At 64.5% G+C, this 23,314-nt stretch carries 22 protein-coding genes and 1 tRNA gene; 10 read left to right on the forward strand and 13 right to left on the reverse strand.

The window, feature by feature from the left end; translation table 11 throughout:
• Window positions 1–167: 167 nt before the first annotated feature.
• The 5 genes from E3T27_RS11115 to topA form a co-directional block, all read right to left on the reverse strand.
• Complete coding sequence (locus E3T27_RS11115) at window positions 168–401, reverse strand: hypothetical protein (RefSeq protein WP_134572775.1); 234 nt, start codon at window positions 399–401, stop codon at window positions 168–170.
• Between the two features lie 70 nt (window positions 402–471).
• Window positions 472–2,007, reverse strand: coding sequence for an alpha/beta hydrolase (locus E3T27_RS11120; protein WP_134572777.1), 1,536 nt, complete (start codon window positions 2,005–2,007; stop codon window positions 472–474).
• A gap of 93 nt (window positions 2,008–2,100) precedes the next feature.
• Window positions 2,101–3,273: a DNA polymerase III subunit delta' gene (locus E3T27_RS11125; protein WP_134572779.1), complete on the reverse strand. Its 1,173-nt coding sequence runs from the start codon at window positions 3,271–3,273 to the stop codon at window positions 2,101–2,103.
• A 133-nt stretch (window positions 3,274–3,406) separates the two neighbouring features.
• Window positions 3,407–4,024 (reverse strand): dTMP kinase, encoded by a 618-nt coding sequence (gene tmk / locus E3T27_RS11130; protein ID WP_241992222.1) that lies wholly within the window; start codon window positions 4,022–4,024, stop codon window positions 3,407–3,409.
• Window positions 4,021–7,044, reverse strand: a complete 3,024-nt coding sequence (gene topA / locus E3T27_RS11135) for a type I DNA topoisomerase (protein WP_134572783.1) — start codon at window positions 7,042–7,044, stop codon at window positions 4,021–4,023. Before topA ends, tmk begins: the two co-directional genes overlap by 4 nt.
• Before the next feature lie 207 nt (window positions 7,045–7,251).
• On the opposite strand from topA, the gene E3T27_RS11140 reads away from it, so the two are divergent.
• Complete coding sequence (locus tag E3T27_RS11140) at window positions 7,252–7,488, forward strand: hypothetical protein (RefSeq protein WP_104198336.1); 237 nt, start codon at window positions 7,252–7,254, stop codon at window positions 7,486–7,488.
• 31 nt (window positions 7,489–7,519) lie between these two features.
• Here the strand turns inward: E3T27_RS11140 and E3T27_RS11145 are convergent, their stop codons facing one another.
• The 5 genes from E3T27_RS11145 to E3T27_RS11165 all read right to left on the reverse strand — a co-directional run bounded on the left by E3T27_RS11145 (window position 7,520) and on the right by E3T27_RS11165 (window position 10,988).
• A complete protein-coding gene (locus E3T27_RS11145) occupies window positions 7,520–7,897 on the reverse strand; it encodes an Rv3654c family TadE-like protein (protein ID WP_134572785.1) in 378 nt (125 codons plus the stop codon).
• The gene (locus tag E3T27_RS11150) at window positions 7,894–8,244 is read right to left on the reverse strand and encodes a TadE family type IV pilus minor pilin (protein ID WP_134572787.1); all 351 of its coding nucleotides are present in this window, start codon (window positions 8,242–8,244) and stop codon (window positions 7,894–7,896) included. Before E3T27_RS11150 ends, E3T27_RS11145 begins: the two co-directional genes overlap by 4 nt.
• Window positions 8,225–8,428 (reverse strand): DUF4244 domain-containing protein, encoded by a 204-nt coding sequence (locus E3T27_RS11155; RefSeq protein ID WP_104127989.1) that lies wholly within the window; start codon window positions 8,426–8,428, stop codon window positions 8,225–8,227. The genes E3T27_RS11150 and E3T27_RS11155 overlap by 20 nt, the downstream gene beginning before the upstream one ends.
• Before the next feature lie 85 nt (window positions 8,429–8,513).
• The gene (locus E3T27_RS11160; protein WP_134572789.1) at window positions 8,514–9,476 is read right to left on the reverse strand and encodes a type II secretion system F family protein; all 963 of its coding nucleotides are present in this window, start codon (window positions 9,474–9,476) and stop codon (window positions 8,514–8,516) included.
• 285 nt (window positions 9,477–9,761) lie between these two features.
• Entirely contained in the window at window positions 9,762–10,988 is a 1,227-nt protein-coding gene (locus E3T27_RS11165) for a TadA family conjugal transfer-associated ATPase (RefSeq protein WP_134572791.1), read from the reverse strand.
• A 445-nt stretch (window positions 10,989–11,433) separates the two neighbouring features.
• Between E3T27_RS11165 and acs the strand changes: the two genes are divergently transcribed.
• Both acs and E3T27_RS11175 read left to right on the forward strand, forming a co-directional pair.
• Window positions 11,434–13,407 (forward strand): acetate--CoA ligase, encoded by a 1,974-nt coding sequence (acs, locus tag E3T27_RS11170; RefSeq protein ID WP_134572793.1) that lies wholly within the window; start codon window positions 11,434–11,436, stop codon window positions 13,405–13,407.
• Window positions 13,408–13,617: 210 nt separating this feature from the next.
• A complete protein-coding gene (locus E3T27_RS11175) occupies window positions 13,618–14,844 on the forward strand; it encodes an acyltransferase family protein (RefSeq protein WP_134572795.1) in 1,227 nt (408 codons plus the stop codon).
• Window positions 14,845–14,855: 11 nt separating this feature from the next.
• Here E3T27_RS11175 and E3T27_RS11180 read toward each other — a convergent pair whose 3' ends face one another.
• Both E3T27_RS11180 and E3T27_RS16575 read right to left on the reverse strand, forming a co-directional pair.
• A complete protein-coding gene (locus E3T27_RS11180) occupies window positions 14,856–15,326 on the reverse strand; it encodes a RidA family protein (RefSeq protein WP_134572797.1) in 471 nt (156 codons plus the stop codon).
• 2 nt (window positions 15,327–15,328) lie between these two features.
• Window positions 15,329–15,496, reverse strand: a complete 168-nt coding sequence (locus E3T27_RS16575) for a Sp36 family protein (protein ID WP_166786190.1) — start codon at window positions 15,494–15,496, stop codon at window positions 15,329–15,331.
• 71 nt (window positions 15,497–15,567) lie between these two features.
• Here E3T27_RS16575 and E3T27_RS11185 point away from each other — a divergent pair, with 71 nt between their 5' ends.
• The 7 genes from E3T27_RS11185 (at window position 15,568) to E3T27_RS11215 (ending at window position 22,668) form a co-directional block, all read left to right on the forward strand.
• Window positions 15,568–18,165 (forward strand): transglycosylase domain-containing protein, encoded by a 2,598-nt coding sequence (locus tag E3T27_RS11185; RefSeq protein ID WP_233201021.1) that lies wholly within the window; start codon window positions 15,568–15,570, stop codon window positions 18,163–18,165.
• Window positions 18,162–19,154, forward strand: coding sequence for a metallophosphoesterase (locus E3T27_RS11190; protein ID WP_134572799.1), 993 nt, complete (start codon window positions 18,162–18,164; stop codon window positions 19,152–19,154). The genes E3T27_RS11185 and E3T27_RS11190 overlap by 4 nt, the downstream gene beginning before the upstream one ends.
• 63 nt (window positions 19,155–19,217) lie before the next feature.
• Window positions 19,218–19,291, forward strand: a tRNA-Pro gene (locus E3T27_RS11195).
• 272 nt (window positions 19,292–19,563) lie between these two features.
• Window positions 19,564–20,037, forward strand: a complete 474-nt coding sequence (locus E3T27_RS11200; protein ID WP_134572801.1) for a VanZ family protein — start codon at window positions 19,564–19,566, stop codon at window positions 20,035–20,037.
• A 45-nt stretch (window positions 20,038–20,082) separates the two neighbouring features.
• Entirely contained in the window at window positions 20,083–20,961 is an 879-nt protein-coding gene (locus E3T27_RS11205) for a twin-arginine translocation signal domain-containing protein (protein WP_134572803.1), read from the forward strand.
• A 13-nt stretch (window positions 20,962–20,974) separates the two neighbouring features.
• Complete coding sequence (locus E3T27_RS11210) at window positions 20,975–22,102, forward strand: acyltransferase family protein (protein WP_134572805.1); 1,128 nt, start codon at window positions 20,975–20,977, stop codon at window positions 22,100–22,102.
• 23 nt (window positions 22,103–22,125) lie between these two features.
• Complete coding sequence (locus E3T27_RS11215; RefSeq protein ID WP_134572806.1) at window positions 22,126–22,668, forward strand: YdcF family protein; 543 nt, start codon at window positions 22,126–22,128, stop codon at window positions 22,666–22,668.
• On the opposite strand, the gene E3T27_RS17195 is transcribed toward E3T27_RS11215, so the two are convergent.
• Window positions 22,652–23,176: an acyltransferase gene (locus E3T27_RS17195; RefSeq protein WP_277612403.1), complete on the reverse strand. Its 525-nt coding sequence runs from the start codon at window positions 23,174–23,176 to the stop codon at window positions 22,652–22,654. The genes E3T27_RS11215 and E3T27_RS17195 overlap by 17 nt on opposite strands.
• Window positions 23,177–23,314: the final 138 nt, after the last annotated feature.

Raw genomic sequence — 23,314 nt, forward strand, 5'->3', positions numbered from 1 at the left:
CCCATAAGGCACTCGGTGACACAGCAGCCAATCCTAGTCGTTTCTGCGGGTGATTCTGTACACCTCGGCGAATGACGCATCCCCCCGCGGTCCGACAACGGGCTCGCTCCAGCGCCCGCAGACCAGCACCGTCTGGCATGACGGATGCTGGCCACGGGGGCGAACACCTAGGCGCGCTGATACAGCTCGGCCTGATCTTGGGCGAGATCCGGCGCATCCGCCGTACAGCGTCGCTCGCTGGCCTGCTGTACCTGGTCTTCGACGTCACGCAGGGTAGCCGTGCACATGCCCGAAAGGTAGACGTTTTCCTTCATGACCGAGCGGCGCTGCTGGTGAATCTCCCGGTCTACGGCCGTGCACTGCGAGCGCTGGGAGAGCAGCACTGACAGGTCGGCCAGCACGTCGCTGTCGGGGCACTTCAGTTTCGATCGACATGCTTCAGTTATTTCACAGCACGCAAATCTGCTCGGGTCAGCACTGCGGGTCGGACGCCGGCACGATACCGTCGACAAAATAGGAGTCAACGGCATCGTTCACGCAAGAATTCGACTTGTTGTAGGCGGTGTGCCCCTCCCCCGTATAGGTCACCAGGCTGCCGCTGTCGAGCTGTTCGGCCAGCTGCTGCGCCCAGACGTACGGGGTTGCCGGATCGTTGGTGGTGCCGACAACCAGAATGGGTGCCGCCCCGGACGCGTGAATCTCGGTGCGTTCGCCGGTGAACTTATAGGGCCAATCGGCGCAGCCGATGTCGCCGAAGCTCATGAACGGGCCGATCACCGGGGCCGCTGCTTCGAGTTCGGCGGCCTGGGCGCGCATCACGGTCGGGTCGGCGTTGTACGAATAGTCGATGCAGTTGATGGCCATGAACGATTCGGTCGAGTTGTCGGTGTAGTTGCCGTCGGCGTCGCGGCCGTTGTAGGCATCCGCGAATTGAAACGCGCCCTCGGCACTGCCGTGCAGCACGGTATCCAACATGGTGCTCAGTTGTGGCCACGCCGTGGCCTGGTAGAGCGGGTAGATGATCGCCGTGAGTAGCGCGTTTCCGCCCAGTTGACGGCCGTCCTTGGCGGTAATGGGGCTGGCGTCCACCGAATTCAGCAATGCGCCGATCGTCGTCATCGCGCTGTCTACGCTTCCACGGAAAGGGCAGTCCTTGCCCGCCAGACAGTCAGTGAGGTAGGCACGCAGGGCGTTTTCGAAACCCACCGCCTGGGTCTTGGTCACCTCGAAATTGCTGGTCGACGGGTCAACGGCCCCGTCAAGCACAAGACGGCCGACCTTCTCGGGAAAGAGCTCGGCATAAGTGGCGCCGAGAAAGGTGCCATAGGAATAACCGAGGTAGTTCAGGTGAGTATCGCCAAGCACCGCGCGCAGCAGGTCCAGGTCGCGGGCGGCGCTCTTCGTGTCGACCGTTCCGAGCAGCGGCCCGGTCTGCTGGGCACATGCCGCCGCGAAGGCGTCGGAGGAGGCCGTGAGCTCGGCAATCCAGGCATCCGTGCCGCGCTCTGCGGTCGTCAGCCCGTAGACGTACTCGTCCATCGCCGCGGAGTCGTAACAGGAGACCGCCGAGGAGCGCCCGACGCCGCGGGGGTCGAATCCCACGATGTCAAAGCTCGCCTGCAGGGTGTCGTCGGTCGCATAGTCAAGGGAATCCTTGACGAAGTCATAGCCGGAACCACCGGGCCCGCCCGGATTCACCAACAGCGAGCCGATCCGCTCTCTGCCGGTGGCGACGTGACGTACCAGGGCGAGCGATATATCCCCGGCGGCCGGGTCGGTGTAGTCGAGCGGCGCAGTGGCCTCGGTGCACTGCAGGTTCTCGCCACATTCCTTCCACTGCAGCACTTGGCTGTAGAACGGATCGAGGTCGTCCGTTACCTGCTCGCCGGTGGGGGTGGATTCAGTGGGTGCGGAATTCGTCGCGAAGAGGGTGGTGCATCCGCTGAGAGCAAGCGTCAGGGTCAGTGCGGCGGCCGCGATGCTGGTAGCGCGATTGCGTCGGTTCAACGTGTTCCTCTTTCATAGCGTGAAGCGGATGCTGCGGTTCAGGCTACCGAAAGCGGCTGGGAGTGACTGTGGGTGAGGTAACTGTGGGCGACGTCACTGCGAGCGACGGATCGCCGAGACGAGCATCGCCTCGAGGGCGAGGGCCGGGGCGACGTTGGATTGAATACGCTGGCGTGCCACAGCAATCGCGTCCATCGTGGCGACCGTGGCTGCTGGAGCGCTGGCCACACTCGCCGTACGCAGCTCGGCGAGCAACTCACGGTTGATCACAGCTTGTTCCCGGCCCAGCTGCACCATACAGATGTCCCGGTACAACGAAGCAAGGTCAACCAGAATGCGGTCGATGCCGTCATGCAGGCTGCGTTTCGCCCGCCGCTTTTGGTCGTCTTCGAGATCTTTGATCTGGCCGCGCAGCCCCGGCGGTACGGATTGCCCAGTTTCGATTCCGAGCGAGCGCAGCATTCCGTCGCGCTCTGCGGCATCCAGCTCGAGGGTGATCGCCTTCGCATCGTCACCCGCGATCGCGAGCAACCGGGCGGCCGTATTGACGGCCGACGACACCGAGCGGATACCGAGGGCCGCGCGCAGGGTCTCCTCACGTCGTGCCCGCGCATCCGCATTGGTGGCAAGCCGCCGGGCCATACCGATGTGGCTTTGGGCGAGCCGGGCACTGAGCTCTGCAATGGCCGGGTCGACTCCATTGCGGCGCACGAGCAGGTCGGCGACATCAGCAACACTCGGGACGCGCAGGCGCACGGTGCGCACCCGGGACCGAATAGTGGGAAGCAAGTCTGCCTCGCTCGGCGCGCACAAAATCCACACCGTGCGTTCGGGTGGCTCTTCGAGAGCCTTGAGGAGCACGTTCGACGTGCGCTCGACCATGCGGTCGGCATCTTCGACGACGACGACCCGGTACCGACCGACCGACGGCGAGTACTGTGAGCGGGCGACGGCCTCCTTGACGGTCTTCATCGGGATGATGACGCCCTCAGTACTGAGCACACTGAGGTCAGGGTGGGTGCGCGCGTCGACCTGGCGGGCCGCCGCACGGTCGCCGTCAGGGGTACCAGGGCTCAGCAGTGCCGCCGCGAAAGCAAAGGCAAGGTTGGAGCGACCGGAACCCGGCGGGCCGGTGATGAGCCAGGCGTGCGTCATGGAAGTCGATTCGGCCGTGGCGGAACCGGTACCGGACGGTGCCCGCTGCGCCGCTGCCCGAAAGATGGCGATCGCGTCGGCCTGTCCCGTTAGGTTGTCCCACACTGCCATGAGTCAAGGGTAACCCGCCCCGCCGACACCGCCGTCGACGCGCCTCCCCCGCCTCCCGGGCCCGGGCCGGAACGCGGACCCGTGGCGATGGATCATGGTTCCGGTCGCGCAGGGCAGTAGTCGGCTCCGACGGTTACAGGAGGGGCGCCACCCGTGCGCGGATGCTCGCGGCGATATCAGCGGCGGGGGCTGCGGCATCCAGCACCAGAAACCGGTCGGGTTCGGCGGCTGCCAATGCGAGGAACGCAGCGCGCACGCGGGCATGAAAGTCGTTCTTCTCGGCCTCGAGCCGGTCGAAGACTTTATCGTCGGCATCGAGCCGGGCCCGGGCTGCGCGCGAGTCGAGGTCGAGCAGCACGGTCAGGTCGGGAAGCAGACCTTCGGCCGCCCAGAGCGACAGGTCTCGCACCTCAGTGGCGCCGAGAACTCGCCCGGCCCCCTGGTAGGCAACCGAGGAATCCAGATAACGGTCCTGCACGATCACGTCACCGCGGGTGAGCGCCGGACGCAGCTTGGTGCCCACGTGCTGGGCTCGATCTGCTGCATAGAGCAGCGCCTCAGCGCGCGGGTCCACCTCGCCGCGGTGGTGCAGCACGATCTCGCGAATCCGGGTACCGACATCCGTTCCCCCAGGCTCACGGGTGCGCACGACAGTGCGCCCCCGCTCTTCGAGCCAGTCGGAGAGCAGCTGCGCCTGCGTAGTCTTACCGGAGCCGTCGCCGCCCTCGAGGGTGATGAACAGACCGGTCACGACGCCGTCGGCGTGACCGTCGTCGTGGCAGCGGATTCAGCGGCCGAACTGGCCGATTGCCTCACGGCCGCTTTCTTGACGGCCGGCTTCTTCACGGCCGGCTTCTTCACGGCCGGTTTTTTGATCAGGGGTGTGCCGTTCAACGCGGCCTTGGCTGCCGCGTTTGCGGCCCGAGTCGCGGCCGCCTTCTTCGCGGTAGCCGCCTTCGCCGCTGCGGTCGGTGCCTTCTTGACTGCTGGCTTCTTGACGGCAGCTTTCTTGGCCGGTGCCTTCGTGCGCGGCGCGGCCGGGCCTTTGGCCCGCTTGTCGGCGAGCAGCTCAACGGCCCGGTCGAAGTCGATCTCCTCGATATCCTCCGACTTGGGAATGGTCGCATTGGTGACCCCATCGGTCACGTACGCGCCGAACCGGCCGTCCTTGATCTTGATCGCCTTGCCACTTTCGGGGTCCGGTGCTTCGAATTCCTTCAGCGCACTCGACGCCCGGCGGGCACCGTACTTCGGCTGCGCGTAAAGCTCGATCGCGCCCGGCAGGTCGATGTCGAAGATCTGGTCTTCGCTCGTGAGCGACCGGGTATCGATGCCCTTCTTCAGGTACGGCCCGAACTTGCCGTTCTGGGCCATAATCTCGGCGCCGGTCTCCGGGTCGAGCCCGACCATGCGCGGCAGGGCGAGTAGGCGCAGCGCCGTTTCGAGGTCGACGGTGGCCAGGTCCATGGATTTGAAAATGGATGCTGTACGCGGCTTGTCGGCTAAGGCCACCTTTTTCGCGGCCGGCTTGCGCTTAGGCTTCGCGACGCTGACCTCGCCGGTGGCGGGGTCGATCGTTTCGACGGGGGCAGCCACAACGACCGGAACATCGGGTTCTGCTGCTGCCGGCGCGAGCTCTGTGACGTACGGCCCGAATCGGCCGTCTTTCGCGACGATTTCCTTTCCGTTCTCGGGGTTGAGTCCGATCACCCGGTCCGTGACAACGGGGGCGTCGATGAGCTCCCGCGCTTTGGTCGCGGTCAGTTCGTCGGGGGCGAGTTCCGGCGGGATATTGACTCGGCGGGGCGGGGCATCCGCTGCCGCGTCAGGGTCGATGACCTCAAGATAGGGACCGTACTTGCCAATACGCAGGGTGATGTCGTTGCTGATAGCGACCGAGTTGATCACGCGCGGGTCGATTTCGCCGAGGTTGTCGATGACCTGGCGAAGGCCCCGGTGCTTGTCGCTGCCGAAGTAGAAGCTGGTGAGCCAATCCAGGCGGTTGGCTTCGCCGCCGGCGATACGGTCGAGGTCGTCCTCCATCTCGGCGGTGAAGTCGTATTCGACCAGATCGCCGAAAAACTCTTCCAGCAGGCGCACGACCGAGAACGCGATCCAGTTGGGAACGAGCGACTGGCCGCGCGGCGTGACGTAGCCGCGCTCGGTGATGGTCGAGATGATCGAGGCGAACGTCGACGGGCGGCCGATACCGAGCTCTTCGAGCTTCTTCACCAGGCTGGCCTCGGTGTAGCGAGCGGCGGGGGTCGTTTCGTGACCCTTGGCCTCGAGGCCCTGCAGGATTAGGTTCTGGCCCTCTTCGAGCGGCGGCAGCTTGGACTCGGTCGCGTCCGTCGAAGCGTTACGCTCCTCGTCCTTCGACTCCTCATAGGCGAGCATGAAGCCGCGAAACGTGATGACGGTTCCACTGGCCGAGAATTCGGCGAGCGCACCCGACGCCGAGGCGTGCTCCGATGCGCCGGTCGGGCCGGCCGCGATAGTGACGGAAGCGGTCGAGCCGGTGGCGTCCTTCATCTGCGAAGCGACGGTGCGCTTCCAGATCAGGTCGTACAGCTTGAAGTCATTGCCACGCAGGCTCGACGCGAGCGACGCCGGGGTGCGAAAAGTATCGCCGGACGGGCGAATGGCCTCGTGCGCCTCTTGAGCGTTCTTGTTCTTGCCTTTGTAGGCGCGCGGGGCCTCCGGAACCGTCTCAGCGCCGTAGAGCGTCGCGGCCTGCGTGCGGGCGGCGGTGAGAGCCTGTTGCCCGAGTGATGGCGAGTCGGTACGCATGTAGGTGATATACCCGTTTTCGTACAGCGACTGGGCAACGCTCATGGTCTGGCGGGCGGTGAAGCGCAGCTTGCGCGCCGCTTCCTGTTGCAGGGTCGACGTCGTGAACGGTGCGGCCGGGCTGCGACGATATGGCTTGGAGGTGACCTTGGTCACCTCCAGCTTCACACCGGGGCTTTTCAGAGCGATCGTCAGGGCGTTTGCGGCGGAGGCGTCGAGGGTGACGGCCTTCACGCTGGGCTTCAGCGCACCGGAGTCGTCGAAGTCGCCACCGGTAGCAATTCGCTCACCGTTGAGTCGTACGAGCTTCGCATCGAATGCCTGGTCAGCCTGCGAAGCGGATGCCGCCAGTCGCGCGAGCAGGTCCCAGTAGCCAGCGGAGACGAACGCGAGGCGCTCCTTCTCCCGGTCGACGACGAGGCGGGTCGCGGCGCTCTGCACACGGCCGGCGGACAGGCCAGGGCCGACCTTGCGCCACAGCACCGGGGAAATCTCGTAACCGTAGATGCGGTCGAGGATACGGCGGGTCTCCTGCGCATCCACGAGGGCGGTGTCAAGGTCGCGGGTGTTGTCTTTAGCGGCGAGGATAGCGTCTTTGGTGATCTCATGGAAAACCATGCGCTTGACGGGAACCTTGGGCTGCAGCACCTGCAGCAGGTGCCAGGCAATGGCCTCGCCCTCGCGGTCCTCATCAGTTGCGAGCAAGAGTTCGTTCGCATTCTTGAGGGCCCGTTTAAGTTCACTGACGGTCTTCTTCTTGGCGTCGGAGACCACGTAGTACGGTTCAAAGCCGTTCTCCACGTCGACCGAGAATCGCCCGAGGGCACCTTTCTTGAGCTCAGGTGGCAGGTTTTTCGGCTCGATCAGATCGCGAATGTGACCGACCGAAGACAACACCTCGTAGCCGTCGCCGAGATACGCGGCGATCGACTTCATCTTGGTCGGTGATTCAACAATGACCAGCTTCTTAGTGCCTGGCACCAGACTCCTCTTTATACGTAGTGACCACATGATGGGCCAAGGCACACCATACACACCGGAATGGAGTGCCTGCCTAATTGACGGGCGCGTCTCGGCGCGTCATGCTCGCGCACACGGCGCTCCCAGTCACCGCCCAGTTCGCTCTGAGCGAGGTGCGGAGCGACCCCAGACCCTTGCCGTTTGCCTCCCCCAGTGCAGAATAGTCCTATGGGTACAATGACGGCCACATACACCGCGAAGTTGACGGATGGCCCCCTTCAGGGCAAAACAATCACAACAACCTTCCTCGACTCGGGCGATCCTCGGCCCCGCATCGAGATTCCTGCCGACTCCGGCAAACGCTATCTCTACGCGCGCGGTGCCGGCCTGGAGTTTGAGGATTCCGATTCCCCCGGTCGCCCGAGCGCGGTCGAGTACCACTATCTCGAAGTGCTCCTCTCCTAATTCGTCCCGGCGCGGCGCACCGGGTGTCCCATCAGGGCGGCGGCCCGGCCCGGGCGCTCGCGACGATATCTATGCCCTGCACTTGCCGCCCTACCGAAACGGATGCGATCAGCCCCGTCACCGTGCAGCGCGTGACGGCAGTCCCATTCAGCGACGCTACTGCCTGTGCGGCCTCGCACGGGTAGCCCGCGATCGCGCCGGAAGCGGTGTCGGCGGCGGCGAGCGCGGCGGCATCGGCCGCGCTCGCGACGGACCGGCCGACCGTCAGTAGTCCGAGGACCAAGACGACGAACGTCGTCAGCAACACGGTGGCAGCGAGCACCGCGAGGGCGAGGATCGACCCCGCTCCCCGCTCGGCCTCCTTCCCGGCGGCGCCTGGCGCGTTCGCCGTGTCATCGCGCGCGCTCATTGGCCGCCGGCCAGTGCACACGAGTGTGCCTCGAGGGTCAACCCGGCAAAAATCCCCGGCAGGCTGTGCGCGGTAACTCGAGCACAGATGAAATCGCCGCGACGCTGCGAAGCCAGGCTGGCCCCCGGCACGCTTTGGAGGACGAGGCCAGTGGCGCGCGCTGCCGTGTCGCCACGGGCCAGCGCACGCGCGGCGCTGGCAGCGGCATCCGTCAGCCGCACGTGCACGCCGACCACTTGCACGGCACCGAGGCAGCAGGCCAGAATGAGCACGACCGCCGGCAGCACCGTGGCGAATTCGGCGGTCGTGCTGCCCCTGCTACGTGCGCTACCCGATGCTGAGGGCACGTCGCACCAGATCGGTGAGCATTCCCCGCACCTCGTCGCTGCGTAGAATAACGATGAGCAGCCCGGCGAACCCGACCGCGGCCATCGTGGCGACAACGTATTCCGCCGTCGCGGCTCCGGCTTCGTCGGCCAGGGTTTTCAGGGTGGTCTTTGTATACACAGACTCGTCTCCTTCGGCGTCCATCGACGCGGGTTGGGCGGCACGAGCACAATCACTCTGCTCCCATCCGTCGGCGCATGCCTCGGTATCCGCTTATCCGTGGAGAGTTTCAGAATGTCGTCAGGGTGGAGGAGAGCACGCTGAGCAGCAACGGCACCACGCCCACCAGCATGAACGCGGGCAGCACACAGAGGCCGAGCGGCAGCATGAGCGTCACCGAAAGAGTTGCGGCCCGTCGTTGTCCCGCGCTGCGGGCATCGCGACGCAGTTGTTCGGCCTCGCTGCGCAGCAGCTCTGCTGCGGGAACTCCCGCACGCGTCGACAGGCCAAGTATCCGGTCAACGGAACCACCATCAGTGCCGGAGGCAATGCTGTATCGCTCGGCGGTCGCCTGCACTAACGCCCGCGAACGGTCGAGCGACCCGCCGCCGGACATGGCAATTGCCATAAGTTCCAGTCGCAGCCCCGGAGTCAGGTCGGGAGGGCCGGCCCGGCGCACCAGCGCACGATTCCAGCCTGCTGCGGCGAGCATCAGGAGAGCGCCGCCACCGAGACAGACCAGCCCCGGTACGGTCATAAACAGGGTGTGCAGGGAATCGAAACCCATCAAACTGCCGAAGACGACGCCGATCACCGGCAGCACCATCACCAGTCGTGCCGTGGCCCGCGGCGCGGCCAGCGCCACGTCCAGATCGCGCTGCACCTGGGCGAGTTCGCGCAGCGATCCAGCGAGCTCACGCAGGCACCCGGCCAAAGGCGCACCAGCCTGTGTGGCCACCTGCCAGGCCGCGGCGAGTCCGAGCCAGGCGCTCTCGGCCTGGCCCGCCGCGTCGCCATGTCCCCGCGCGGGCCGCCCAGCGGATGCCCGCGCGTCGACGATCCTCGGCGAAATCTCCCAGCGTTGCCGGCGCGCCTGGCCGGCGATCGCATCGGCCACGCTGTCGCCCCGAGCCGCGGCGCGCGCTGCAGCACGAAGGATAGGCGCGGTGCCCGTGCCCGCGTGCTTCGAATCGACCGTCCGAGGCGTGATCGGTACGGCGCCTGGAACCGCCGCGGCGTCCTCCGCGGGCAAGGACCCCTGCTTCCTTCTGACCTCCCGACGAGTTGAACTCACCCGTCTACCCAGCTCCGGCGGCAAGCCGACACTCTGCTGGTCGGCACAAGGCGCTCCAGCCGCAGCCGCAGCCGCGTCGTGCGCCGGTAACAGATAACCCCAGGCTGACACCGGGGAAACACCGGCCGACAGCAGTACGGCCAGCCGTTGCGTGACCGCGGCGACCTCCTCGATCGGCGGTACCGCATCAGCCCGGCGCATCGTCGCCCGTTTTCCGAATCGTAGCTGATCGATCGCGGAGCATCAGATCGCTTCGATCGAGAGACGGTCACGGCCATCGAGGGCGAATCGGCCGACCGCGTCAAGCCTGCGCACCCCGTCGGTGCGTTCCAGGTGCAGCACCAACCCGATAGCGCTCACCGTCTGCCGAGCAACTGCCGAAGCGCTCATTCCGGCGAGTGAACCGAGCGCCTCGAGTCGGGCCGGAACGTCTTCAAGCGAATTCGCGTGCAGCGTGCCCGCTCCCCCGTCGTGCCCGGTGTTGAGTGCGGCGAGCAGCTCGCGAATCTCCGACCCGCGGCACTCGCCGAGCACGAGCCGATCCGGGCGCATACGCAGCGCTTCCCGCAGCAGCGCCTCCAGGCCGATACGCCCCGCCCCCTCCAAATTGGCCTGCCTGGCCTCGAGGGCCACAACGTGCGGATGCCGAATGCGCAGCTCCGCCACGTCTTCGATCGCCACGATGCGCTCGTCGGCTGGCGCTTCGCCCAACAAGGCCGCCAGCAGCGTAGTCTTTCCACTCCCTGCGGCACCGGTGATGAGCAGGTTTTGACGGCCGTGCACCGCAGCACGCAGCCGATTCAACCGGGCAGCAGATTCCTCGCCCACGCCAAACAAGCCGGCGTCAGCGAGTGCACTGAGGCTGCGGTCGGCAGCGTGCGGCAGCCGAATTGACAGCAGTGTTCCCGTGCTCGATACCGGCGGAAGCACGGCGTGTACCCGAATCCCATCGGCCAACCGTACGTCGACGCATGGACTCGCCTCATCGATGTGTCGCCCGCCAAGTGCGATCAGGCGCACAGCCAGCTCACGCACCTCGGCCTCGTCGAGGTGCCACGCCGGTACGAAGGCGAGACCGTGTCCGGCGTCGATCCAGAGCCCGGAATCCCCGTTGACAAACAGGTCCGTGGTGTTCGGGGCTGAGGCATAGTCAGCCAGCGGACCCAGCGCGCGCACGTCCAGGCGCTCGCTGCTGACCACTGCCGAGACTGCCGCCGAGACTGCTGCCGCTGCGCCGACCCGCGGCACGGTGCCAACGGCATCCGTTGTCGTTGTGCGATGCCGAGCGGAATTCGCTGGTGGCCGTGCAACGATCGAATGTGAAGTGTTCGACCGCACAGCCCAGGGATCGTCCACGGCGGTCGAGGACGGCACAGCAGATGCCGGTACAGCGTAGGACTGCACGGCAGAAACCGGCGCGGTAGAAACCGGCACGGCGTAGGACGGTACGGCAACGAAAGGCTGGCCCATGCCTCGACGGTAGGGCGAGCCGGCCCGGTGACAGTCTCCTCGGCACAATCCGTGGACAGCCGGTTGGCCGACGCATCTGGGGAGGAGCCACACCAGTATGAATCCTCAACCACAAGCTGAGTTGCTCAATCGCTTAAATAAAAGGGGCGGCACCTATTGGGGGGAACAGGTGCCGCCTAGCACCACGCAGATTGGGGGGAACCGTACGTGGTGCCGGTCAAAACTTTCGTTCAGACGTGTTTAGTTTACGCAGACGTGCCCAGATTGCAAGTTCAATGTCCTCATTTGTGAGGACACTCGGCTGGGGGGTACAAAATCACCCTAAAACGAGGGTTCATTTCTCAGTATTTCGTTTGTGTATACAGAGATTGACCGGAAACCGGTAGGGTTCAGTTGAGCTGGCAATGTCCTGCATGCACGTACCGCAAAGGAGCGAATTACACATATGACGGTTAAAATTGACACCCTCCTGCACGAATCGCGTCGATTCGCGCCCACTGCCGAGTTCGCCGCACAGACGACAGCGACACAAGACCTGTACGCAGTCTCGCAGAAGGACCCGGCCACGTTTTGGGCTGATCAGGCCCGTAATCTGCTGCACTGGCACAAGCCATTCACCAAGATTCTCGACTGGACCAATCCGCCATTTGCGAAATGGTTTGAAGACGGCGCACTCAACGTCGCGTACAACTGCCTCGATCGTCACGTTCTCGCCGGCAACGGCGACCGTGTTGCGCTGTATTTCGAGGGCGAGCCCGGTGACTCCCGCAGCTACACCTACTCCGAATTGACTACCGAGGTCAAAAAAGCCGCCAATGTGCTGATCGGGCTCGGCGTCACCACCGGTGACCGTGTGGCCATTTACCTGCCGATGATCCCCGAGGCCGTCATCTCCATGCTCGCCGTCGCCCGCATCGGCGCCGTGCACTCGGTCATTTTCGGTGGGTTCAGCGCTGAGAGCCTGCGTTCCCGCATCGATGACGCCAACGCCGTGCTCGTCATCACGGCCGATGGCGGCTACCGCAAGGGCAAAATCAGCGCGCTCAAGCCGGCCGTCGACGCCGCCCTGCAGACCAACGACTCCTCGGTGAAGAACGTGCTCGTGGTCAAGCGCACCGGCCAGGACGTGCAGTGGAACGACCGCGACATCTGGTGGTCCGATGCCATGGAGACAGCCTCTCCCGAGCATGAGGCGGAGGCCTTCCCCGCCGAGAATCCGCTGTTCATTCTGTACACATCGGGCACGACCGGCGCACCCAAGGGCATCCTGCACACCAGCGGCGGCTACCTGACCCAGAATGCGTTCACCCACCAGAACGTGTTCGACCTCAAGCCCGAAACGGATGTCTACTGGTGCACCGCCGACGTCGGCTGGATCACCGGACACAGCTACGTGGTGTACGGTCCGCTCGCCAATGGTGCGACCCAGGTGCTCTACGAAGGCACCCCCGATTCTCCGCACACCGGTCGCTGGTGGGAAATCATCGAGAAGTACAAGGTCTCGATTCTGTATACAGCGCCGACCGCCATTCGTACGTTCATGAAGCTGGGACGCCAGATTCCGCAGAAGTTCGACCTGTCGAGCCTGCGTGTGCTCGGCTCGGTGGGCGAGCCCATCAACCCCGAAGCGTGGATGTGGTACCGCGAGGTCATCGGCAGCAGCCTGACTCCGATTGTCGACACCTGGTGGCAGACCGAGACCGGATCGATCATGGTTTCGGCCCTCGCGGGGCTCACCGAGACAAAGCCGGGCGCGGCACAGGTGCCGGTGCCCGGAATCACGATCGACGTACTCGACGACGACGGCGTGCACGTCGGCCATGGAAACGGCGGGCTCCTCGTGGTCACGCAGCCATGGCCGGCGATGCTCCGCGGCATCTGGGGCGACCCGGAGCGCTTCAAGGAGACCTACTGGGACAAGTTTGAGGGCACCATCGGCGCGAAGGACGGCCCACTGTACTTCGCCGGCGACGGCGCTCGACTCGACCACGACGGTGATATCTGGTTGCTGGGCCGCGTCGACGACGTGATGAACATTTCGGGACACCGCCTCTCCACCGCCGAGATCGAGTCATCCCTCGTGGCCCATTCGCTCACGGCTGAAGCCGCCGTCGTCGGTGCCGCCGACGAGACCACCGGCCAGGCGGTCGTCGCGTTCGTGGTGATCAAGTTCAGCCAGGCCGAGATCGCATCGCACGAGGACATCGTCAGCATTCTGCGAGCCCACGTCGCCCAGCAGATCGGGGCGATTGCCCGCCCGCGTGACATCTACATCGTCGACGAGCTGCCGAAGACCCGTTCCGGCAAGATCATGCGCCGCCTGTTGCGCGACGCGGCTGAGGGGCGCGACGTCGGCGACGTGACGACTCTCGCCGACACCATGGTGATGAACACCATCACCGCGCAAATGAAAAAATAGTCGACCACTACCGGCACAACCAACGACGGCCGTCTTCCATTCGCACAAGGCGGCCGTCACGCTTGCCCCCGAGACCATAACTCCTGCAATTCCCAGCAGCAGTTCGCCAGTTCCCCGATTTCGCAGGGGATGTTCTGAGCAGAACTCTCACTTTGCAGGAGTTATGCGCGTTTCCGCCCGGAAACCAGCAACGGGTCCTACTGTGTGGGCATGACCGAAGCAGCGGCACCCGTGCGCGGTCGCCTGGGCCGCCTCGATGCGCTGCGGGGGGTGGCCGCCCTCGTCGTTCTGGCGCACCATGTGTCCATGACGGTGCCGGAGATCGCCGCTGCCTACGAGTCGAGCGTCGGCGTCACGCTCTTTTCCGCGGGGTGGTGGGCCACGCTGTCCCCACTGAAGGTTCTGCTCGCCGGGCCCGAGTTCGTACTGGTGTTCTTTGTGCTGAGCGGCTTCGTGCTCGTGCGTTCCCCGCTGGCCGCCCGCGAGTCCGGCCCACGCTACGACTGGGGCGCCTATTACGTGCGCCGCGTCATCCGTCTGACCGTCCCCGTCGTGGTGTCGGTGGGCCTAGCGGTCATCTGGATTGTTTTGGTGCCGCGCACAGTCGGCGCGGCTGGCGGGCCTTGGCTGGCCCGGCAGGACACGCCCGACCTGGGCCTCGGCAACCTGCTGCGGGAAGTCAGCATAATAGGCGAAACCCGGCGGCCCGACATCAATCCGCCGCTGTGGTCCCTGGTCTGGGAAATGTGGTTTTCCCTGCTGCTTCCGATGTTCGTAGCCCTCGCAGCGTTCACCCGCAAACCGGCCAGCAGCCCGATTCGCCGCATTGTGCTCTGGGTCGCTGTGCTGTGTGCACTGACCAGCATCGGCTATGTCACGACGACCCAGCCGCTCATGTACCTGCCGCCGTTCGCTCTCGGCGCCCTTCTGGCGGCCAACTATGACGAACTGAAAGGCTGCAGCGACCGCCTGGTCGAGAGCGCCAACGGACGAATACTCGGGTGCACGCTGACCGCGCTCGGCCCGTCTCTGCTCGTGGCCTACTGGATGCTGCGCCCGCTGGCCAGCGGAGTGTGGAACGACGTCACTCTCTCGCTGCGGGTAACCGGGGCGTTTATGATCGTGGCAACGGTGGCTTTTTGGCCCGCCTCGGTGTCGGAGCGCGGCCGGGTTCGTGCGCCGCGGACGCGCCGAGCACTCGACTGGCTGGGATCCATCAGCTTCAGCCTGTACCTCGCGCACTTTCCCATGGTGGTGGCCTTGGCAGTGCTCGCCGGACCCGGCCGCTGGTGGCTTGGCGCTCTCGTGTCGGTACCGCTCAGCCTGGTCGTCGCCCAGCTGATGACCCGATTTGTCGAGCAACCGGCGCAGGTCCATGGCACGCGAGCCGGGGCATCCGTTTCAGAGCGGATGTCCCGGCTCGCGAACCGCCAGTAGGCGCGGGTCAGCTACGCGAACGCAACAATGAGCTCGACCTCGACCGGGGCGTCAAGCGGCAGCACCGCAACGCCGACGGCGGAACGGGCGTGGCGGCCGATGTCTCCGAAAATCTCTACGAGCACGTCAGAGGCGCCGTTGACGACGGTCGGCTGACCGGTGAACGCAGGGTCGGAGGCGACGAAGCCCGTGACCTTGATCACCTGGGTGATGCGGTCGAGCGAGCCAATCACGCTCTTGATGGCGGCGAGGCCGTTGAGCGCGCAGGTGCGGGCGTACTCCTGGGCGTCAGCGGCCGGAACGAGGCCGTGGCCGTCGCCGACCTTGCCGATGGCCGGCAGCGCGCCAGAGACTATGGGCAACTGGCCGGCGGTGTAGACGAAACCGTTACTGATCACGGCGGGCAGATACGCGGCGACCGGTGGCACGACGCTTGGAAGGACCAGACCCAGTTCGGCCAGGCGTGCTTCGATATGCGACATAATTATGCGTCTTCCTTGGGGGCGAGCGGGCGTTTCAGATACGCAACCAGGCCACCTTCAGGGCCGGTTACGACCTGCACGAGCTCCCACCCGTCAGAGCCCCAGTTGTTCAAAATGGCGGCCGTGTTGTGGATCATCAACGGCGTTGTGAGGTATTCCCAGACGGGCATGTGACTCCTATTGAGGCGGGCATTCAGATTTGTCGCTTACGCTCAATTCTATGTCTGCCAAAAATCGAACCGTGAGCGGGGCTCTGGGGGGGTTCCTGGGACTCGTCGGGATGAGTGCCGTTGCCGGTATTCTCGTGACCGCCGCCGTCGCCCCAGCCGTTGCCCTGTCCGGCATGGCCGCTACGAACACCATCAACGTGTTCGACAGCCTGCCGGAGTACCTCTCCATCGATCGGCTCTCCCAGAAGAGCAACATCTACGCGTCGACCAACGCGGAGGATCCGGTGGGTACGCGCGTGCTCCTGGCCTCGTTTTACGAGCAGAACCGAGTCGATGTCGCGTCCGACGCGATCAGCCAGTTCGCCAAGGATGCTGCGATCGCCGGTGAAGACCCGCGGTTCATGGAGCACGGCGGCGTAGACATCCAGTCCAGCTTCAACGGTGCAGTGCAGACCATGGCCGGCGGCGACACCCGTGGTGGCTCCTCGATCACCCAGCAGTACGTCAAGAACGTGCTGATTCAAAAGTGCGCGGTAATGCCCGACGCCGACGAGGCGAAGTCATGTTACGCCGATGCCACCAAGCCCACCGCTGACCGCAAGCTGCGCGAGATGCGCCTGGCCATCGGCCTTGAGAAAAAGTACGAAAAAGTAGACATCCTTCGCGGCTACCTGAACATCGCCGGCTACGGCGGATCGGTGTACGGCATCGAAGCCGCTGCAAGCTATTACTTCAACACGACCGCGCTCAACCTGACGCTGCCGCAGGCTGCGAGCCTCGTGGCGATCGTGAACAACCCGGTCAAGTTCCAGCTCGATCGTCCCGACAGCGAGACCAACGGCGCGGCCAATGGCTATGCCGCCAACAAGGATCGCCGCGACTACATCCTCAACGAAATGCTCACATACGACAAGATCACCCAGGTCGACTACGACGCCGCCATCGCAGCGCCGATCGAGCCCGTGATCACCGTGCCGAGCACCGGCTGCCAGACCGCCGGAGGCAGCGCCTACTTCTGTGACTACGTCACCAAGATTCTGAAGTCCGATCCCACCTTCGGAGCGGATGCTGACACGCGCCTCGCTAACTTCAAGCGCGGCGGGTTCAACGTGTACACGACACTCGACCTCGAACTGCAGAGTGCCGCGGAGACTTCCCTGAACAAGTACGTCCCCAAGACCTATCCCGGCTGGGATGTTGGCGGGGTCGTCTCAAGTGTCAAGGTGGGCACTGGTGAAGTGCTCGCCATGGCACAGAACAAGGACTACAGCCAGGTGGAGCAGCCCGCCGGCAGCAACTTCACGAGCATCAACTACAACACCGACCGCGCTACGGGCGGTTCCAGTGGTTTTCAGCCCGGTTCAACGTACAAGGTCTTCACCTTGGCCGAGTGGCTCAAAGAGGGGCACGCCCTGACTGAACGGGTTGACTCACGAGTCAAGGCGAACTGGGGAACATTCCAGGACAGCTGCCTCGGGCCCCAGAATTACGGCACGAAGTTCAGCCCGGGCAACGATGGCGGCGAGGGCGGCCCCAACGAATCGGCGCTGCGCTCGACCACCCGATCGATCAACACCGGCTTCATCGGCATGGCCAAGAAGCTCGACCTGTGCGGCATCAAGAAAACCGCTGAGGCCTTCGGCGTGCACGCAGCAGATGGCGGCGCGCTCGGCCAGAATGCGTCATCGGTCATCGGCACAAACTACGTCGCCCCGCTCAGTATGGCCGTGGCGTTCGCCGGCATCGCCAACAACGGCATGACCTGCACCCCCATTGTCATTCGCAGCATGATCGGTTCTGACGGAGCCGAGCTGCCGATCCCCAAGTCCACCTGCACGCAGTCAGTCTCCCCGGAGGTGGCCGCCGGAATGCAGTACGCCATGGCGACCACGACGACCGGCGGGGGAACAGCCGCCCTCTCAGGCGTGCGCACCTCGCCCCGGGAACCGATCATCGGCAAGACCGGAACCACTGATGAGGCCAAAGACACCTGGATGAGCGGTGCCAGCAGCAAGGTTGCCACCGTTGTCGGCGTGGTCAACGTGGATGGCCCGTTCAAGAATCAGCGCTTCACTAAATTCAACAGCGTCCGTGCAGCCGACGTCCGCCACTATGTTTGGCCCGATGTCATGAGTGTCGCCAACGCCAAGTACGGCGGAGACGCCTTTCCAGAAGCCTCGTCCAACGTGATCAACGCGGTGGCCGTCCCGGTACCGGACGTGCGCGGCAAGTCGATGGCGGAAGCGAAGTCCACTCTGGAGGCGGCCGGGTTCTTCTTCGTCGACGGTGGTGCGACCAGCTCAGAACTGCCGGCCGGAACCGTGGCCAGTACCGATCCGGCCGGAGGGTCGGCATCCACTCGCGGTGCCACCGTCACAGTGCGCTCGAGCGATGGCACGGGCGTGACGATCCCCTCAGTGATCGGCAAGAACGAAGCGGATGCGCGCAGTACACTGACCGGCGCCCCCTTCAATTTCACCGTGGCCAAGACTGAACAGCCAACGACGAACAAGGCACAGGACGGTAAGGTCATGGCTATCCAGCCGGGCGAGGGAACGGCCAGCCGCTCCGGCGACGCCGTGACCATCGTCATCGGCAAGTACACCGCGCCTGCCCCCGCCCCCGCCCCCGGTCAGGACAATGGCAGCAATAACGGCCAGAACGAATGACCGCGCTTCGCCCGCGCGGCGAGGGCGGACGACTCGTCGGCGCGTTGCTGGCGTCGGCGGGCGCGGTCGGCCTGACCGCCTTCGCCTGGGGCGCGCTCGTGGAGCGGAACCGATTCACGCTGCGTGAGGTGAACGTTCCGGTGCTCGCGCCGGGGTCGACATCTATTCGAGTGCTGCACCTCTCCGACCTGCACATGGCTCCATGGCAGAAGAACAAGCAGGAGTGGGTCCGCAGCCTCGCTTCCCTGAAGCCCGACCTCGTCGTCGATACCGGTGACAACCTCGGTCACGAAGACGGTGTTCGCGGCATCGAGTATGCCCTCGCACCATTCCGGGGTATTCCCGGCGTCTTCGTCAACGGCTCCAACGATTACGTCGGACCGCAGTTGAAGAACCCGTTCACGTACTTCGGTGGGCCGTCGAGCCGACGCACCGTTCGCCGGGAAGAGCTCGACACCGATGCGCTGCGCCGGGTGTTCGCCGATCTCGGTTGGACGGACATCAACAACGCCGCAGACTCTCTTGATTTGAAAGACACCCACGTGGAGTTCTTCGGCGTCGACGACCCGCACATTGGGCGGGACCGGCTCGACCTGATCACGCGTGCGATCGACGACCTGCGGGCCAACGATCCGCTCGGCGACGATGTCTGGCCCGACCCTGAAGAAGCCGCGGCCCCGCGGTCCACACTCACCGTCGGTGTCGCTCACGCGCCCTACCAGCGGGTACTGAACTCTTTTGTGAACCATGGCGCCCAATTGATCCTGGCCGGCCACACCCACGGCGGCCAGGTCTGCGTGCCGGGTGTCGGCGCGCTCGTGACCAACTGCGATATTCCGCGGCGCCAGGTCAAGGGCTTGAGCCTGTGGAACCACGGCTTGCGTACGGCATTCCTGAACGTCTCGGCCGGCCTCGGCACCTCGATTTACGCGCCCGTACGCTTCGCCTGCCCGCCCGAGGCGACGCTGCTCACCCTCACCTCCGCCTAACTGCCGACTCAATTCGTCGCGGGAGGGTGTGAGCGCCTATACTGAGTGAGGCCCACGGGCCATCGGGGTATGGCGCAGCTTGGTAGCGCGCGTCGTTCGGGACGACGAGGTCGCAGGTTCAAATCCTGTTACCCCGACCGCAGTAAATACTAATGGCCGAAAGTACGACACAACCCCTCACTCCAATCGAGTGGGGGGTTGTGTCGTATGACGCTGTCGGCAGCCGGCCTGGTCGCCTTCCTGGTCCCTCGGATTGAGAGCCAAGATCAGGGCTGGCCACTCTGGACTTTCCTCACCCTCGCTGCCGGCGTACTGCTCGTGGTACCTTTTGGCGCTTGGGAAGTCTTCGTCGCGAAGCGTGACCGCAGCCGCCGAGAAGTGCAGGACCGATTAGTAACCAGGAGTTGTCGTGACCGCGATTCAACGACGTCGACACAGGTGGCTGCGTGGCTGCGCCCTGTGGGTCATGCTGGCCTACCTCGTCATTCTCACTCTGATCGCATTCTGGCCTACGCCCGTCGACCGGAACGTGAACGGGTCGATCGGGGCTTTCGTGACCTGGTTACACGGGCACGGGATGCCGAATCGGTTTGGCTACGACACCATTGAGTTCACCGCCAACATCGCGCTGTTCATTCCTATCGGCCTGCTTGTCGTGATGCTTGCCGGGGCGCGGCGCTCGTGGCTTGGCCCGGTGATCGGAGCCTTGATCAGCGCCATGATCGAGCTCGGCCAGCTCGTTTTTCTGCCCGAACGTTTCGCGACCGTCAACGACATCGTGGCCAACACTCTTGGAGCGGTATTCGGCACGGTTCTGGCACTGATCGTGCTTCGTCTCACTCTGGGGCCGCGCCCCTTACGCCGCACAATCCAACTTCGATAACTTTCGCATTGGACCTCAGCGATTCACTCTGCTAACTTTTTCAGCATGGATCGCAGAGGATTTCTCACTTTGTCAACGGCTGGTGCAGCCACACTCGGTTTCAGTGCGCTCGGTGCACCCGATGCGTTTGCTGCCACCGCCCCGAAACTGCCGGGAGAGGTGTCGCGCCTCTCCAACGTGCTCACCCAGAAGGGTAGAAAGCTCTACGACAATATTGAAGTGGACATCGGCGGTGATCGGGCCCGCCTGTTTATTCCGCAGACGATCTCGATGAACTCGGCGAGCGCCGTCGGTGCCGTCTGGTTCTACCATGCAGCATCCAGCTCGCACAACGCGCTCAACGGCGGGTACAAGTATCCCGGTGAGCTGGTTGTCGATCAGAACACCATCGCCATTTGTATCAACGCCGGTGGCACCCAGTACACCAACTCCATCGCCACGACGGCGCAGAAGAATGCGTGGACCTACCTGAGCGCGCTCTACACCGTGCGGCGCAATTTTCTGCGCGCCACCTCCTTTGGCGGATCGCTCGGCTGCTACACCTACGGCAAGAAGCTCATCCCATACATCCGCGGCCTGTACATGGTGAACGGGCTCTATGACAACGAGTGGCTCTACGCCTACGACACCAAGAACCAGGCGCGCGTCGGAGACGCCTACGGCAACGACCCCACCCTGATCAAAGCAACCAACCCCGCTCGCATCAGCGCAACCCCGTGGACCAACAGCCGCGTCAAGGTGCTCGTCTCCGATGATGCCCACCCCGATAACGTCGTTGTGCCGAGCAGAAACGGCCTCGCCCTGATCAATAAGATCAAGCCGGTCGCCGCCGATACCCAAGTGATGTACCACACGCTCGGCCACGAGACGCCGGGCTTTGCCCACACCGACATGATCAAAACCTTCGCGCAGTGGTCGGTCTGATAGGGAGGTACCAGTGGGCAGCGAGATCGATCGCACCAGGGTCGACTGGGTCGACGGCGCGAAGGGTATTGCGATTTTGCTCGTCGCCCTGGCCCACGCGGTGCAGTGGACGGTTCTTTCCGGCCTGGCCCCCGACATATGGAACAAGATCAACCTCGTCTTTATCGTATTTCGCATGCCCCTGTTCTTTCTCGCCTCCGGCCTGTTCGCCGCGTCGATCATCACACGTACCTGGCCCACTCTCTGGCGCACCCGACTGAGCCTGCTGGTCTGGGCACTGCTGCTGTGGACAGTCATCCGCTTCGGCTATTTCTCCCTGCTGCCAAACCCCGCGGGCTTTGACGAGACCAACCCGGTCGATCTGCTGCTCGCCCCGCTGCGACCCAGCAACGGCCTATGGTTTCTTTACGCCCTCGCCCTGTTCTTCATTGCCTCAAAACTTATGCGAAATCACATCGACTGGCGGGTGCAAATCGGCGTTGCTGCCGTGCTGTCGGTATTGTTCTTCGCTCGCGCTGACACCGGTAACATCGCCTGGAACGGCATCGGCCGATACTTCGTGTTCTTCCTTCTCGGCTGCTACCTGCGCGAGCGGATCCTGACCTTCGTCAATCGGCCCAGCCAGTTAGGCGCCCTCTGGCTCGGCCTCGGTTTCGGCGCAACCTTCCTGGTTCTGGCCGGCGTGATTCTCATCGTCGACGCCCGGGTACCGTTCATTACGGGCGCCCTCGCGCTGGTGAGCCTGCTGGCCCTCGGTGCCGGTCTCCTCGTGGCCCGGTTTCTGGTGGGGTTCCGGGCGTTCGACTGGTTGACCTACGTCGGCCGCAACACCCTGCCGATCTACGTCGTGCACGTTTTGTTCGTCTCGGCCTTGACCAGCCTGCTGCTGCTCGCCCGCGGCCAGACCTGGCTCGACCGCCTCGGCCCGGTGCTGCCCCTGCTCGTCGCCGGTGGCGCGGTCGCCGCCGCCCTGGCTTTCTGGCACCTTGTGCGTGACCGTCCGGTGCTGCGCTACGGATTCGCTGTGCCGGCCTGGTTCTCCGGTCGCGCTCCCGCGGGGAACGTAACGGCGAAAGCGGCGGCGTCCGTTTCGGCCGAGGCGGCAGAATCCCCAGAGCGGATGCTGCCACGAAGCGATTGAGACGAGCTCGCCGGCGACAGCGCGTGCTGGTCGCACTCACCGGCTTGGCGCTGCTGATCGTGGGGCTCCTGGCCGTCACGACTCGAACCGTCATGTTTCCCCGCGAGGACCCGGCAGGCCCGGCCGACGCGATCGTCGTTCTTGGAGGACTCGGCAGCGCAGCCGTCGTTGCGAAGGCCGTGGATCTCGCCGAATCCGGATACAGCGGCCAGATTTTCATCTCAGACGCATTCGGCGGTGACACTCGCCCGGCACATCTCTGCGCGCGAGCCGTTCCGGTGCCTGGCACGATGATCACAGTGCAGTGCTTCGACGCGCACCCGACCACGACCCGCGGTGAAGCCGAAGCGATTGCCGCGTTCGCGACCGTCCAAGGATGGAATCGGGTGATCGTGGTCACCTCGAGCTACCACGTGAGCCGAGCCCGGATGCAGATCGGCCGGTGCTACGCCGGTTCCCTCGCTGTGGTCGGCGCCCGGCAGCTGATGGATCCGCTGAAATGGGCCTACCAGTTCGTCTACCAGAGCGCCGGTTTCGTCAAGGCGTGGATTACGCCGGCTTGTTGACCTGAAACCCCTCGGCGATTGAGTCGACCCGCTGGCGGTACGTTTCGCCGACCATGTCAGCCGCGGCCGGCCACGCGGCAAGCCCCGCGTGGAACTCGGGCCAGTACTTAATCGGCCGGGCCGGAACGCCGGCCACGATGGTGCCGTCCGGCACGGATGCTGTGACCACCGACCCTGCTCCGACCACACACCGGTCGCCGATTTGCACGCCCGGCAGCACGGTGACACCGGCGCCGATGAAGACATCGGAGCCTACCCGAATCGGCGCAAAGCGGTAGCGGCGCCCGCGCTCATCCCGGTAGAGCCAGCCGGATCCGTCATGGGTGATGAATGTCACGCCAGAACTGATCGTCACGCGGTCACCAACGGAGATGAGCCACGGCTCCGACGTGATTATGTCGGAGAGGATGCGGCATCCGGCGCCGATCTGCACGCCCAGGGCACGCATGGCGTAAACCCGGCCCCGGGTGCTTCGCTGAAATCTATAGGTAAGACGGGACAATTTCACCGTAAAACTCCACTTCTTTGGTGGTTCAGGCTTTCAGCGACCCACTCAAAGTATCGGTTTTCGAGCAGCCGCGCTGGCGCTGAGGAAAATTCACGTGTTATCGTTGCGGCTATTCCACTAGCGCTGCGCGACACCCGA

The organism is Cryobacterium lyxosi, from assembly GCF_004403345.1.
GTDB lineage: Bacteria > Actinomycetota > Actinomycetes > Actinomycetales > Microbacteriaceae > Cryobacterium > Cryobacterium lyxosi.